The sequence below is a fragment of the Geodermatophilus sp. FMUSA9-8 genome, from assembly GCF_037034165.1.
Taxonomy (GTDB): Bacteria; Actinomycetota; Actinomycetes; order Mycobacteriales; family Geodermatophilaceae; genus Geodermatophilus; species Geodermatophilus nigrescens.
Window position 1 is genome coordinate 148,277 of record NZ_JBAGKE010000008.1, and the last position, 12,435, is coordinate 160,711.

Here is a 12,435-nt window from a genome sequence, read left to right on the forward strand (position 1 = left end):
GCTCACAGCCCGAGCGTGCGGGCGACGAGCATGAGCTGCACCTCGGTGGTGCCCTCGCCGACCTCGAGGATCTTCGAGTCCCGGTAGTGCCGGGAGACCGGGTACTCGTTCATGAAGCCGTAGCCGCCGTGCACCTGGGTGGCGTCGCGGGCGTTGTCCATGGCGGCCTCGCCGGCGACGAGCTTGGCGATCGCCGCCTCCTTCTTGAACGGCAGGCCGGCGAGCATCTTCGCCGCGGCGTCGTAGTAGGCGGCGCGCGCGGCCACCACCCGCGCCTCCATCCGGGCGATCTTGAACGCGATCGCCTGGTTCTGGGCGATCGGGCGGCCGAACGCCGACCGCTCCCGCGCGTACTCCACGCTCTCGTCGACGCAGCCCTGGGCGGCGCCCACCGACAGCGCGGCGATCGCGATGCGGCCCTCGTCGAGGATCGACAGGAAGTTGGCGTAGCCGCGGCCGCGCTGCCCGAGCAGGTTCTCCTCGGGCACCCGCACGTCGTCGAACGACAGCGGGTGGGTGTCGCTGGCGTGCCAGCCGACCTTGTCGTAGGCGGGCTCGGCGGTGAACCCGGCCGTGGGCACCGGCACGAGGATCGAGCTGATCTCCTTGCGGCCGTCGGCGAGCTCGCCGGTGACGGCGGTGACGGTGACCAGCCGGGTGATGTCGGTGCCGGAGTTGGTGATGAACGCCTTGCTGCCGTTGATCGTCCACTGCCCGTCGGCGAGCACCGCCGTCGTCCGGGTGCCCCCGGCGTCGCTGCCGGCGCCGGCCTCGGTCAGGCCGAAGGCGCCCAGCGCCTCCCCGCTGGTGAGCAGCGGCAGCCACTGCTGCCGCTGCTCCTCGCTGCCGAACCGGTGGACCGGCATGGCGCCGAGCGAGCAGCCGGCCTCCAGGGTGATGGCGACGCTCTGGTCGACCCGCGCGAGCTCCTCGATGGCCAGGCACAGGGCGAAGTAGTCGCCGCCCATGCCGCCGTACTCCTCGGGGAAGGGCAGGCCGAACAGGCCCATCTCGGCCATGCCGCGCACGACCTCGTAGGGGAACGTCCTGTCGCGGTCGTGCTGGTAGGAGACCGGCGCGACGACCTCGCGCGCGAACTCCTCCACGGTCTTGCGCAGCTGCTGCTGCTCGTCGGTGAGGCGGGTGTCGAGCACGTCACGACTCCTGTGTCGGTGCTGCGGGGGGTGCCGCGGGAGTTGCCGCGGGGTGGACGACGGCCAGTTCCTGGCCCAGGGCGACCTGGTCGCCGACGCGGACGGAGAGGTCGACGGTGCCGTCGGCGGGAGCGGTGAGCGTGTGCTCCATCTTCATCGCCTCGACGACGACGAGCGGGGCGTCCGCGGCCACCTCGGCGCCGGCGGCCACGTGCACCGCGACGACGGTGCCCGGCAGCGGGCTGCGCACCGTGCGGTCGGCGGTGCCGGCGTCGGCGTGCAGCCGGGCGGGCGGCAGCTCGGTCAGCGCCGCGGTGACGCCGTCGACGTGCACCCACGTGGTGGCGCCGTCGACGGCGGTGCGGGCGGACGTGGTGCGGCCGTCGACGGTGAGCAGCAGCCCGCCGTCCGCGGGTACGGCTGCGACCGCGTGCTCGTCGCCGTCGCCCACCCGCAGCCGGGTGCCGCCGGTGAGGGCGACGGTCAGCCGCTCGCCGTCGGGGCCGGCGACGTCCCACCGCAGCGGCGCGCGCCGGCCGCCGGTGCGCCAGCCGCTGGGCACGTCCCACGGGTCGACGACGGGGCCGGCGGGGGACAGCGCGGCCAGGCGGGTGAGCGCGAACGCGGCGTACGCCTCCACCGGGACGGCGCTGCTCGTCAGCGCGTCGAGATCGCGCTCGACGAGCCCGGTGTCGAGCCGGCCGGCGCGGACGTCGGGGGAGGCCAGCAGCGCGCGGAGGAACGCGGTGTTGGTACCGACGCCGAGGACGACGGTGCCGGCCAGCGCGCGGTCGAGGCGGGTGAGCGCGGTCTCCCGGTCGGGCCCGTGCGCGATCACCTTGGCGAGCATCGGGTCGTAGGTGGTGCCCACGACCGAGCCCTCGAGCAGGCCGCTGTCGACCCGCACGCCGGCGCCCGCGGGCTCGGCGAGGACGAGCGCGGTGCCGCCGGTGGGCAGGAAGCCGCGCGCCGGGTCCTCGGCGTACAGCCGCGCCTCGACCGCGTGCCCGGTGAGGACGACGTCGTCCTGGCCGAACGACAGCGGCTCGCCGGCCGCCACCCGCAGCTGCTGCTCGACCAGGTCGGTGCCGGTGACCAGCTCGGTGACCGGGTGCTCGACCTGCAGCCGGGTGTTCATCTCCATGAAGAACGGCTCGTCGGGGGCGTCGCCGGCGACGATGAACTCCACGGTGCCGGCGCCGGTGTAGCCGACGGAGCGGGCGACCTCGCAGGCCAGCGCGCCGTAGCGGGCGCGCTGCGCCGGGGTGAGCAGCGGCGAGGGCGCCTCCTCGACGATCTTCTGGTGCCGCCGCTGCAGGCTGCACTCGCGCTCGCCGAGGTGCACCACGGTGCCGTGGGTGTCGGCGAGCACCTGCACCTCGACGTGCCGCGGGTCGGGCACGAAGCGCTCGAGGAAGAGGGTGTCGTCACCGAAGCTGGTGGCGGCCTCGCGCCGGGCGGAGACCAGCGCGGCGCGCAGGTCGGCGTCTCGGTGCACCAGCCGCATGCCCTTGCCGCCGCCGCCGGCCGAGGGCTTGACCAGCACCGGGTAGCCGACCTCGGCGGCCGCCTCGACCAGGTCGTCGTCGGTCATGCCCGGGTCGGTGCGGCCGGGGACGACGGGGACGCCGGCCGCGCTCACGGTCTGCTTGGCGCGGATCTTGTCGCCCATGATCTCGACGGCCTCGGCCGGCGGGCCGACGAAGACCAGCCCGGCGTCGGCGCAGGCCGAGGCGAAGGCGGTGTTCTCCGAGAGGAAGCCGTAGCCGGGGTGCACCGCCTGGGCGCCGGTGGCCGCCGCCGCCTCGAGCAGGCGCTCGACGGCCAGGTAGGACTGCGCCGCGGGGGCGGGGCCGAGCCGCACGGCGACGTCGGCCTCGCGGACGTGCCGGGCGCCGGCGTCGGCGTCGGAGAAGACGGCGACGCTGCGGACGCCGAGGCGGCGCAGGGTGCGGATGACCCGGACGGCGATCTCGCCCCGGTTGGCGACGAGGACGGTGTCGAACACGCTCACATCCGGAAGACGCCGTAGGAGACCGGCGCGAGCGGCGCGTTCGCGCACGCCGACAGCGCCAGGCCGAGGACGGTGCGGGTGTCGAGGGGGTCGACGACCCCGTCGTCCCAGAGGCGCGCGGTCGCGTACCAGGCGTTGCCCTGGGACTCGTACTGCGCGCGGATCGGCTCCTTGAACGCCTCCTCGTCCTCGGCGCTCCACGAGTCGCCGAGCTGGTCGCGGCGGACGGTGGCCAGCACGCTGGCCGCCTGCTCGCCGCCCATCACGGAGATGCGGGCGCCGGGCCAGGTGAACAGGAAGCGGGGGGAGTAGGCCCGGCCGCACATGGAGTAGTTGCCGGCGCCGAACGAGCCGCCGATGACGACGGTCAGCTTGGGCACCCGGGCGCAGGCGACGGCGGTGACCATCTTCGCGCCGTGCTTGGCGATGCCGCCGGCCTCGTAGTCGCGGCCGACCATGAACCCGGTGATGTTCTGCAGGAACAGCAGCGGGATCGACCGCTGGTCGCACAGCTCGATGAAGTGCGCCCCCTTGAGCGCCGACTCCCCGAAGAGCACGCCGTTGTTGGCGACGATGCCCACCGGGTGGCCCTCGACGTGCGCGAACCCGCAGACCAGCGTGGTGCCGTACAGCGCCTTGAACTCCGAGAACCGGCTGCCGTCGACCAGCCGCGCGATGACCTCGCGGACGTCGTAGGGCGTGCGCGGGTCGGCGGGGACGACGCCGGGCATCTCCGCGGGGTCGACGGCGGGCGGCTCGGCCGGGCGCACCTCCCACGGGCGCGGGGCGCGCGGGCCCAGGTTCGCCACGATGTCGCGGACGATCCGCAGGGCGTGCGCGTCGTCGTCGGCGAGGTGGTCGGTGACGCCGGAGGTGCGGCTGTGCAGCAGCCCGCCGCCGAGGTCCTCGGCGCTGACGACCTCGCCGGTCGCGGCCTTCACCAGCGGCGGGCCGCCCAGGAAGATCGTGCCCTGGTCGCGGACGATGACCGCCTCGTCGGCCATCGCCGGCACGTAGGCGCCGCCGGCGGTGCACGAGCCGAGCACCGCGGCGATCTGCGGGATGCCCTGGGCGCTCATGGTGGCCTGGTTGAAGAAGATCCGGCCGAAGTGCTCGCGGTCGGGGAAGACCTCGTCCTGCATCGGCAGGAAGGCGCCGCCGGAGTCGACGAGGTAGACGCAGGGCAGCCGGTTGTGCAGCGCCACCTCCTGCGCGCGCAGGTGCTTCTTCACCGTCATCGGGTAGTAGGTGCCGCCCTTGACGGTGGCGTCGTTGGCCACGACGACGACCTCGCGGCCGCTGACCCGCCCGACGCCGGTGATGATCCCGGCGCCCGGGGCGTCGCCGTCGTACATGCCGTCGGCCGCGAGCGGGGAGAGCTCGAGGAACGGGCTGCCCGGGTCGAGCAGGGCGTCGACGCGCTCGCGGGGGAGCAGCTTGCCCCGGGCGACGTGCCGCTCCCGGGTGCGCGCGGGGCCGCCGAGGGCCGCGGCGGCGAGCCGGTCGTGCAGCTCGGCGCGCAGCTGGTCCTGGGCGGCGGCGTTGCGGCCGAAGGTCGCGCCGCGGACGTCCGCTTTGGAGGCGAGCGGCGTCCCCGACGTGTTAACCGCAGTTAACGTCACGGGCGTCACGTTAACGCACGTTCACACCCGGCGCTACCATCCCGGCGTGGCAGCGGCCGGGGGCGACGTCGACAGCGCGCTGGCCGCCGACGCGGCCCGGCCGTCCCGGCGCGAGCAGATCCTGCGGGCGGCGGCGCAGCTGTTCGCCGAGCGCGGCGCCCGGTCGGTCGGTGTCGACGACGTCGGCGCGGCGATCGGGGTGACGGGGCCGGCCATCTACCGGCACTTCGCCAGCAAGGACGCGATGCTCGCCGAGATGCTCGAGGGCATCAGCGAGCGGCTGCTCGCCGGCGGGCGGGAGCGGGTGGCCGCCGCCGGTGACGACCCGGCGGCGCAGCTGCGCGCGCTGGTCGCCTTCCAGGTCGACTTCGCGCTCGACAACCCGGCGCTGATCACCGTGCACGACCGCGACCTCGGCTCGCTGGCGCCCGAGCACGCCGCGCGGGTGCGCCGGTTGCAGCGCCGCTACGTCGAGGTGTGGGTGGACGTGCTGGCCCGCCTGCTGCCGGAGGAGGGGACGGCGGCCAGCCGCGCCCGCGCGCACGCCGTCTTCGGGCTGGTCAACTCCACCCCGCACAGCGCCGGCCGGCTGTCCCGCGAGCGGACCGCCGCCCTGCTCGCGGCGATGGCCGAGGCCGCCGCCACCGCCTGACCCCGCCATCCGCGCGCGGACGGCGGGCCTCGACGTGACAGCGTGCGCGGACGTGCAGCTCCGCGGCTCGGGACTGCACCTCCGCGCACACCGTCGGCCCGCCGCCGGCCGCCCTCCGCCGACGGCGGGATGTCAGGCGTTGCGGACCGCGGCGGCCGACTGCAGGCCCAGCTCCTCCACCGACACCTCGCGCATCTCGACCTTGCGCACCTTGCCGGTGACGGTCATCGGGAAGGCGTCGACGACCTTCACGTAGCGGGGGACCTTGTAGTGGGCGAGCTTGCCCGCACAGAACTCGCGCAGCGCCTCTGACGTGAGCGGCGCGGCGCCCTCGCGCAGCCGCACCCACGCCATCAGCTCCTCGCCGTAGCGCTCGTCGGGGACGCCGATCACCTGCGCGTCGACGACGTCGGGGTGGGTGTAGAGGAACTCCTCCACCTCCCGCGGGTACACGTTCTCCCCGCCGCGGATCACCATGTCCTTGATCCGGCCGACGATGTTGAGGTAGCCGGCCTCGTCCATGACGGCGAGGTCGCCGGTGTGCATCCAGCGGGCGGCGTCGATCACCTCGGCGGTCTTGTCCGGCTCGTCCCAGTAGCCGAGCATCACCGAGTAGCCGCGGGTGCAGAACTCGCCGGGCGTCCCGCGCGGCACGGTGATGCCGGTGGCGGGGTCGACCACCTTGACCTCCAGGTGCGGGTGCACGCGGCCGACGGTGGAGGTGCGGCGGTCGAGGTCGTCGTCGGCGCCGGTCTGGGTGGACACCGGCGAGGTCTCGGTCATGCCGTAGCAGATGGTCACCTCGGTCATGCCCATCTCGGCGACCACCCGCTTCATCACCTCCACCGGGCACGGCGAGCCGGCCATGATCCCGGTGCGCAGGCTGGACAGGTCGTAGGTGCCGAAGTCGGGCAGGGCGAGCTCCGCGATGAACATCGTCGGGACGCCGTAGAGGGAGGTGCAGCGCTCCTCCTGCACCGCGCGCAGGGTGGCCACCGGGTCGAAGGCGGGCGCCGGGATCACCATCGTGGCGCCGTGGCTGGTGGCCCCGAGGTTGCCCATCCCCATTCCGAAGCAGTGGTAGAAGGGCACCGGGATGCAGATCCGGTCGGCCTCGGTGTAGCCGCAGCCCTCGCCCACGAAGAACCCGTTGTTGAGCAGGTTGTGGTGGGTGAGCGTGGCGCCCTTCGGGAAGCCCGTGGTGCCCGACGTGTACTGGATGTTGATCGGGTCGTCGGGGGAGAGCTCCGCGGCGCGGGCGGCGAGCAGCGAGCGGTCGGCGGCGCGGCCGGTCTCCAGCAGCCGCTCCCACTCCGGGTCGCCGAGGAAGACGACCTCGCGCAGGTCGGGGCAGTCGCCGCGCACCTCGGCCACCATCGCGCGGTAGTCGCTGGTCTTGAACTCCGGGGCCGCCACGAGCACCGAGATGCCGGCCTGGCGCAGCACGAACGCCAGCTCGTGGGTGCGGTAGGCCGGGTTGATGGTGACCATGACGGCGCCGAGCTTCGCCGTCCCGTACTGCACGAACACCCACTCGGCGCAGTTGGGCGACCAGATGCCGACCCGGTCGCCCTTCGCCACGCCCAGCGCGTCCAGGCCCAGCGCGCAGGCGTCGACGTCGGCGACCAGCTGCGGGTAGGTCCACCGGCGGCCGGTGGCGCACTCCACGAGCGCCTCGTGGTCACCGACCCGCGCCGCCGTCCGGTCCAGGTTCGCCCCGATGGTGTCGCCGAGCAGGGGGACCGTCGAGGTGCCGCTCGCGTACGAGGGCAGGGCCGGGGGCGCGCCGTGCTGGGTCACTGCTGGTCCTCTCCGTCCGGGCATGGGTGGGTAGAGGCTGCACCCTCGGGGCGGCCCGCGGCACCCCCGAACGGCCGGGGCAGTGGCTCTGCCTGTTTGTACCTACCGGTGTGTACAGTCCGCGCCGTGAACGCCCGCGAGCGACTGGTCGAGGCCGCGCAGGACCTGCTGTGGGAGCGCGGGTACGTCGGCACCAGCCCGAAGGCGATCCAGGACCGCGCCGGTGCGGGCCAGGGGAGCATGTACCACCACTTCACCGGCAAGGCCGACCTCGCGCGCACCGCCCTGCAGCGCACCGCCGACCGCGAGCGGGCCGGTGCTGAGGCCCTGCTCGGTGGCGACGGCCCGGCGCTCGAGCGGCTGACCGCCTACCTGCGGCGCGAGCGCCAGGTGATGCGCGGCTGCCCGGTCGGCCGACACGCGCAGGACCCCGACCTCGTCGCCGACCCGGAGCTGCGCGCGCCGGTCGAGTCGACGTTCGCCTGGCTGCGCGCCCGTCTCGCCGAGGTCGTGGCCGAGGGGCAGGGGTCCGGGGAGCTGCGCCCCGGCGCCGATCCCGCGGCGGTGGCGGCGGCCGTCGTCGCCACCGTGCAGGGCGGCTACGTCCTCGCCCGGGCGGCCGGGCGGCCGGAGCCGTTCGACGAGGCCGTCGAGGGCGCCGTCGCGCTCCTCGGCGCCCTCGCCCGCTGAGACCCCGGAGGAGGGGACGACGTGCACGTCATGCAGTACGAGATCGGCCTGCCCGCCGACCAGGACATGGGGGTGATCGAGCGCCGGGTGGCCACCCGCGGCACGGCCACCGACGACTTCCCGCACCTGGGCGTCAAGGCCTACGCCGTCCGCCGGGTCGGCCGGCACGGGTCGGCGGTCAACGCCTACGCGCCGTTCTACCTGTGGCGCGACCCCGCGGGCCTCGACGCCTTCCTCTACGGCCCGTTCCGGAACATCGTCGCCGACTTCGGCCGGCCGCCGGTGCGCTCCTGGATCGGCGCCTCGTTCGACCGCGGCCCGGCGTTCGCGGAGGCGCCGGTGTTCGCCACCCGTGCGGTGCGGTCGCTGCCCGCCGACGTCGCACCGGGGGAGGCGGTGGAGCGGGAGGCCGCTGAGCCCGGCCCCGGGGACGACCGGTGGCACAGCCAGGCCGTCGCCGTCGACCCCTCCCGGTGGGAGCTGGTCCGGTTCGTGCTGTGGAGCGCGGTGCCCGACACCGTCCCCGCCGGGTCGACGCCCTTCGACCTGCTGCACGCGAGCACCCCGCACCTGACCGACCTGCCGACCGGCCGCCTCTGGTGACGCGTCCGGCCCGCCTCCCCGGGAGGGGGGACGGGCCGGACCGGTGCTGCGGGGGAGGTCAGCGCGGGTCGCCGACCAGCTCCCGCTCGCGGGACGTGGCCGGGTCGCGCTCCAGCGCCGCGCCCTCGACGTCGAGCACCGGCAGCCACCGCAGCCAGCGCGGCAGCCACCACGCGCGCTCGCCGAGCAGCGCCAGCGCCGCGGGCACGAGCACCATCCGGACGACGAACGCGTCGACCAGGATGCCGATCGCCAGCGCGAACGCGATCGACTTGATCGTCGCCTCGCCCGCCGGCACGAACCCGGCGAACACGCTGAACATGATCAGTGCCGCGGCCACGACCACCGGCGCGGCCTGGCGGAACCCGGTGCGGATCGCCTGCAGCGGCGGGGTGCCGTGGCTGTGCGCCTCGTGCATCCGCGACACCAGGAACACCTGGTAGTCCATCGCCAGGCCGAACAGGATGCCGATCACGAGGATCGGGGTGAGGCTCAGCAGCGGCCCGGTGGTGTCGAGGTTGACCACGTCGGCCAGCCAGCCCCACTGGAACACCGCGACGGTCGCGCCGAGCGAGGCGCCGATCGTGAGCAGGAAGCCCAGGACGCCGACGAGCGGCACCAGCAGCGACCGGAACACCAGGACCAGCAGCACGAGCGCCAGCCCGACGACGAGCGCCAGGTACTTCGGCAGCGCCTCGTCGAGGCTCTGCGCGACGTCGACGCTGACCGCCGTCTGCCCGGTGACCGAGGCCTCGACGCCGTCGAGCGAGCCGAACTGCTCGCGCAGGTCGGCGACGAGCTGCTCGGTGGCCGTGCTGCTCGGGCTCGACTGCGGGACCACCGTCAGCAGGGCGGCGGTGCCGTCGGCGTTCGGGATCGGCGGGGCGACGACGGCGACGTCGTCGAGGGCGGGGATCTCCTGCGCCTGCCCCGCTGCGGCCTCGACGGCGCCGTCGCCCTCGAACAGCACGGTGATCGGGCCGTTGAAGCCCTCGCCGAAGCCCTCGGCGAGCAGCGCGTCGGCGCGGGCGGCCGACGTGTCCTCCGCCGGCTGCTGGATGAGCGTCGTGCGCATCGAGGCGACCGGGATGGCGACGACGCCGAGCGCGACGATCGCCAGCAGCAGCGAGGCGACCCGCCGGGAGGTGACACCGTCGGCCCAGCGGGCCAGGAAGCCGCGACCGCGGGCCGCCACCGGTGCGCCGCCGGCGGCCGCCGCCCGCGCCTTCCGCGGCAGCACCCGGGTGCCCAGCAGAGCGAGCGCCGCGGGCACCAGGGTCAGCGCGACGAGCACCGCGACGACGATGGTGCCGGCCGCGGCCAGACCCATCTGCGTGAGGAACGGGATGCCGGCGACGAACAGGCCGGCCAGCGCGATGACCACGGTCAGCCCGGCGGTGACGACCGCGGAGCCCGCGGTGCCGACGGCCAGGCCGATCGAGCGGCGCACGTCGGTGCCGCGCAGCAGCTCCTGGCGGTGCCGCGTGACGATGAACAGCGTGTAGTCGATGCCGACGGCGAGGCCGAGCATCGCGGCGAGGATCGGCGTGGTCGAGGACAGGTCGACGAAGCCGGTGGCGATGGTGATGCCGAGGACGCCGACGCCCACGCCGACCAGCGCGGTCAGCAGGTTCATCCCGGCGATGGCCAGCGCGCCGTAGGTGACGGCGAGGACGACCAGCGCGACGACGACGCCGATGACCTCCGACGGGCCGCCGACCGCGGGCACCTCCTGCACCGCCTCGCCGGTGACCTCGACGGTCAGGCCGCCCGCGCCGGCGTCGGCGACGGCGTCCTGCAGCGCCTCCTGCTCCTCGGGGGTGACCCCGCCGGGCGCGGCGTCGTAGCTCACCGTGCTGTAGGCGGTGGTCTGCTGCTGGTTGACCGCGGGCGCGGCCGGGTCCAGCGGGTTCGTGGCGGAGGTGACGCCGGGCAGCTCGCCGAGCTCGGTGACCAGCCCGGTCACCGCCGCGGCGTTCTCCGGCGTCGTCAGGGTCTGCCCCTCGGGAGCGACGACGACGACCCGCGCGGTCGCCCCGCCGGCGCCGGCGCCGAACTGCGACTGGATCCGGTCGAGCGCGGTCGTCGACTCCTGGCCCGGGATGGAGAAGTTCGTCGACGTCGGCCCGGAGAGGGTGACGGCGCCGACGCCGCCCGCCACGAGGACGAGCAGCCACACGGCCAGGACGGCGAACCGGTGCCGCGCGGAGAAGGTCCCGAGTCGGGACAACAGGACAGCCATGGATCAGGCCTCCGCCTGGTGGGGGTGGGAAGGGACCGCGCGGGGACGGCGGTGTCCGAGCGCGTCGAGGCACGTGGCGACCACGAGGGGCCGCCACGTGCTGGTCTGGTCCGCCTCGTGGGCGGCGAGGGAGAGGACGGCGAGGGCGGCGACGGCGCCGAGCACGCGCACGAGCCGCTCGGGGTCGGCGTCCTCGTCGTGGGGGTCGACGCCGAAGCACTCGAAGACCGCGGTCTCGGGGCCGCCGGGCTCGTGCGCGCCGCCGCCGGGGAGCTCGGTCACCGGGGCGAGCAGCATGGCCACGAAGCCAGGGTGGCCGAGGGCGACGTCGACGAGGACCTCGATCGCCCGCCGGTCGCGGGCCGGGCCCGGGGGCAGGGGCCGGACGGCCTCGAGCACCCGCCGGCCGAGCGCGTCGGCGTGCGCGAGCACCGCCTCGTGCAGGGCGTCCTTGCTGGGGAAGTGGTGCAGCAGGCCGGCCTTCGACAGCCCGACGGCGTCCGCCACGTCCTGCAGCGAGGTCTTGGCGTAGCCGCGGCGGGCGAACAGGCCGGCGGCGCGGTCGAGGATGCCCTCGTCGATCTGCTGCCGGAAGGGTCGTGCCACGTCGTCACACGGTACGCGCGACCGACCAAATCGGTCGGTCGGCCGTCCGATCCGGTCGGGTGGGGTGTGTCACGTCCCGCTGGCCGGGAGTCGGCTCGGTCCTCGCGGCCGCGGACGGGAGGATGACGTCATGACGACACGCAGGAGGGTCGGCCCCGCGGACGCGCGTTCGTGGCTGCTGGTCAACGGGGCGCGCCCCGAGCTGTTCGACGAGCGGTACGCCTCGCGCGCCGACCAGGTGGTCCTGGACATCGAGGACGCCGTGGACCCGGCCCACAAGGACGAGGCGCGCGCCGGCGTCGTCGAGTGGCTCGGGGACGCCGGCCGCTCGGCGTGGGTGCGCATCAACGACCACTCGACGCCCTGGTGGGAGCACGACGTCGCGGCCCTGGCCGGCCTCCCCGGCCTGGCCGGCGTGATGCTGGCCAAGACCGAGGCCGGCGAGCACGTCACGGAGACCTTCGACCGGCTCGGCGGCTCCACCCCGGTGCTCGCGCTCGTCGAGTCGGCGCTGGGCATCGAGGAGGCGGTGGGCATCGCCCGCGCCCGCGGCGCCTTCCGGCTCGCCTTCGGCAGCGGCGACTACCGCCGCGACACCGGCACCAGCGCCGACGACCTGGCGATGGCCTACCCGCGCTCCCGCCTGGTCGTGGCCAGCCGGATCGGCGGGCTGCCCGGCCCGATCGACGGCCCGACGGTGAGCACCAGCCACCCGGTGCTGCGCGAGCAGTCCGCCGTCACCGTGTCCCTCGGCCTCACCGGCAAGCTGTGCCTCGACCCCGACCAGGCGCCGGTGATCAACGAGGTCATCAGCCCCGCGCCGTCCGACGTCGCCTGGGCCCTGGACTTCCTCGCCGACTTCGAGGCGCGCGGCCAGGTCATCCGCGACGGCAGCGACCTGCCCCGCCTCGGCCGCGCCCGCAAGATCGAGCGGCTGGCCGCCACCTTCGGGGTCCAGCCCAGCTGACCCCCCTACGGTCCTCCCGGACGACGCCCAGCAGGCGCTCGGGAGGACCGCAGGGCGCCGGGCGTCGCGAGGCGATGTGCGCTTT

Annotated in this window: 10 protein-coding genes; 4 read left to right on the forward strand and 6 right to left on the reverse strand. The window is 74.9% G+C overall.

Features of this window, described 5'->3' with window-relative positions; translation table 11 throughout:
- Window positions 1-2: 2 nt before the first annotated feature.
- From WA616_RS17155 to WA616_RS17165, 3 genes are read right to left on the reverse strand one after another with little or no spacing between them, the layout of a single operon-like run.
- Window positions 3-1,154 (reverse strand): acyl-CoA dehydrogenase family protein, encoded by a 1,152-nt coding sequence (locus WA616_RS17155; RefSeq protein WP_336031719.1) that lies wholly within the window; start codon window positions 1,152-1,154, stop codon window positions 3-5.
- Window position 1,155: 1 nt separating this feature from the next.
- Window positions 1,156-3,162 carry an ATP-binding protein gene (locus WA616_RS17160; protein ID WP_336031721.1) on the reverse strand — a complete coding sequence of 669 codons (2,007 nt, stop codon included), beginning with the start codon at window positions 3,160-3,162 and terminating at the stop codon, window positions 1,156-1,158.
- 2 nt (window positions 3,163-3,164) lie between these two features.
- Complete coding sequence (locus WA616_RS17165; protein WP_336031722.1) at window positions 3,165-4,790, reverse strand: carboxyl transferase domain-containing protein; 1,626 nt, start codon at window positions 4,788-4,790, stop codon at window positions 3,165-3,167.
- A 46-nt stretch (window positions 4,791-4,836) separates the two neighbouring features.
- On the opposite strand from WA616_RS17165, the gene WA616_RS17170 reads away from it, so the two are divergent.
- Window positions 4,837-5,442: an SACE_7040 family transcriptional regulator gene (locus WA616_RS17170; RefSeq protein ID WP_217651138.1), complete on the forward strand. Its 606-nt coding sequence runs from the start codon at window positions 4,837-4,839 to the stop codon at window positions 5,440-5,442.
- Between the two features lie 132 nt (window positions 5,443-5,574).
- Here WA616_RS17170 and WA616_RS17175 read toward each other — a convergent pair whose 3' ends face one another.
- The gene (locus WA616_RS17175; RefSeq protein WP_336031725.1) at window positions 5,575-7,242 is read right to left on the reverse strand and encodes an AMP-binding protein; all 1,668 of its coding nucleotides are present in this window, start codon (window positions 7,240-7,242) and stop codon (window positions 5,575-5,577) included.
- A gap of 126 nt (window positions 7,243-7,368) precedes the next feature.
- Here WA616_RS17175 and WA616_RS17180 point away from each other — a divergent pair, with 126 nt between their 5' ends.
- Window positions 7,369-7,932 carry a TetR/AcrR family transcriptional regulator gene (locus WA616_RS17180; protein WP_336031727.1) on the forward strand — a complete coding sequence of 188 codons (564 nt, stop codon included), beginning with the start codon at window positions 7,369-7,371 and terminating at the stop codon, window positions 7,930-7,932.
- Window positions 7,933-7,962: 30 nt separating this feature from the next.
- Entirely contained in the window at window positions 7,963-8,535 is a 573-nt protein-coding gene (locus WA616_RS17185; protein ID WP_336031919.1) for a DUF4865 family protein, read from the forward strand.
- A 58-nt stretch (window positions 8,536-8,593) separates the two neighbouring features.
- Here WA616_RS17185 and WA616_RS17190 read toward each other — a convergent pair whose 3' ends face one another.
- Together WA616_RS17190 and WA616_RS17195 are read right to left on the reverse strand one after the other, a co-directional pair.
- Window positions 8,594-10,777, reverse strand: a complete 2,184-nt coding sequence (locus WA616_RS17190; RefSeq protein ID WP_336031728.1) for an MMPL family transporter — start codon at window positions 10,775-10,777, stop codon at window positions 8,594-8,596.
- A 3-nt stretch (window positions 10,778-10,780) separates the two neighbouring features.
- A complete protein-coding gene (locus tag WA616_RS17195) occupies window positions 10,781-11,383 on the reverse strand; it encodes a TetR/AcrR family transcriptional regulator (RefSeq protein WP_336031730.1) in 603 nt (200 codons plus the stop codon).
- 130 nt (window positions 11,384-11,513) lie between these two features.
- Here WA616_RS17195 and WA616_RS17200 point away from each other — a divergent pair, with 130 nt between their 5' ends.
- Window positions 11,514-12,350, forward strand: coding sequence for an HpcH/HpaI aldolase/citrate lyase family protein (locus tag WA616_RS17200; RefSeq protein ID WP_336031733.1), 837 nt, complete (start codon window positions 11,514-11,516; stop codon window positions 12,348-12,350).
- Window positions 12,351-12,435: the final 85 nt, after the last annotated feature.

What these genes read in the sequence shown, in the direction of transcription:
- WA616_RS17200 (WP_336031733.1), top strand. Translation starts at nt 11,514, where the DNA reads ATGACGACACGCAGGAGGGTCGGCCCCGCGGACGCGCGTTCGTGGCTG.
- WA616_RS17185 (WP_336031919.1), top strand. Translation starts at nt 7,963, where the DNA reads ATGCAGTACGAGATCGGCCTGCCCGCCGACCAGGACATGGGGGTGATC.
- WA616_RS17190 (WP_336031728.1), bottom strand. Translation starts at nt 10,777, where the DNA reads ATGGCTGTCCTGTTGTCCCGACTCGGGACCTTCTCCGCGCGGCACCGG.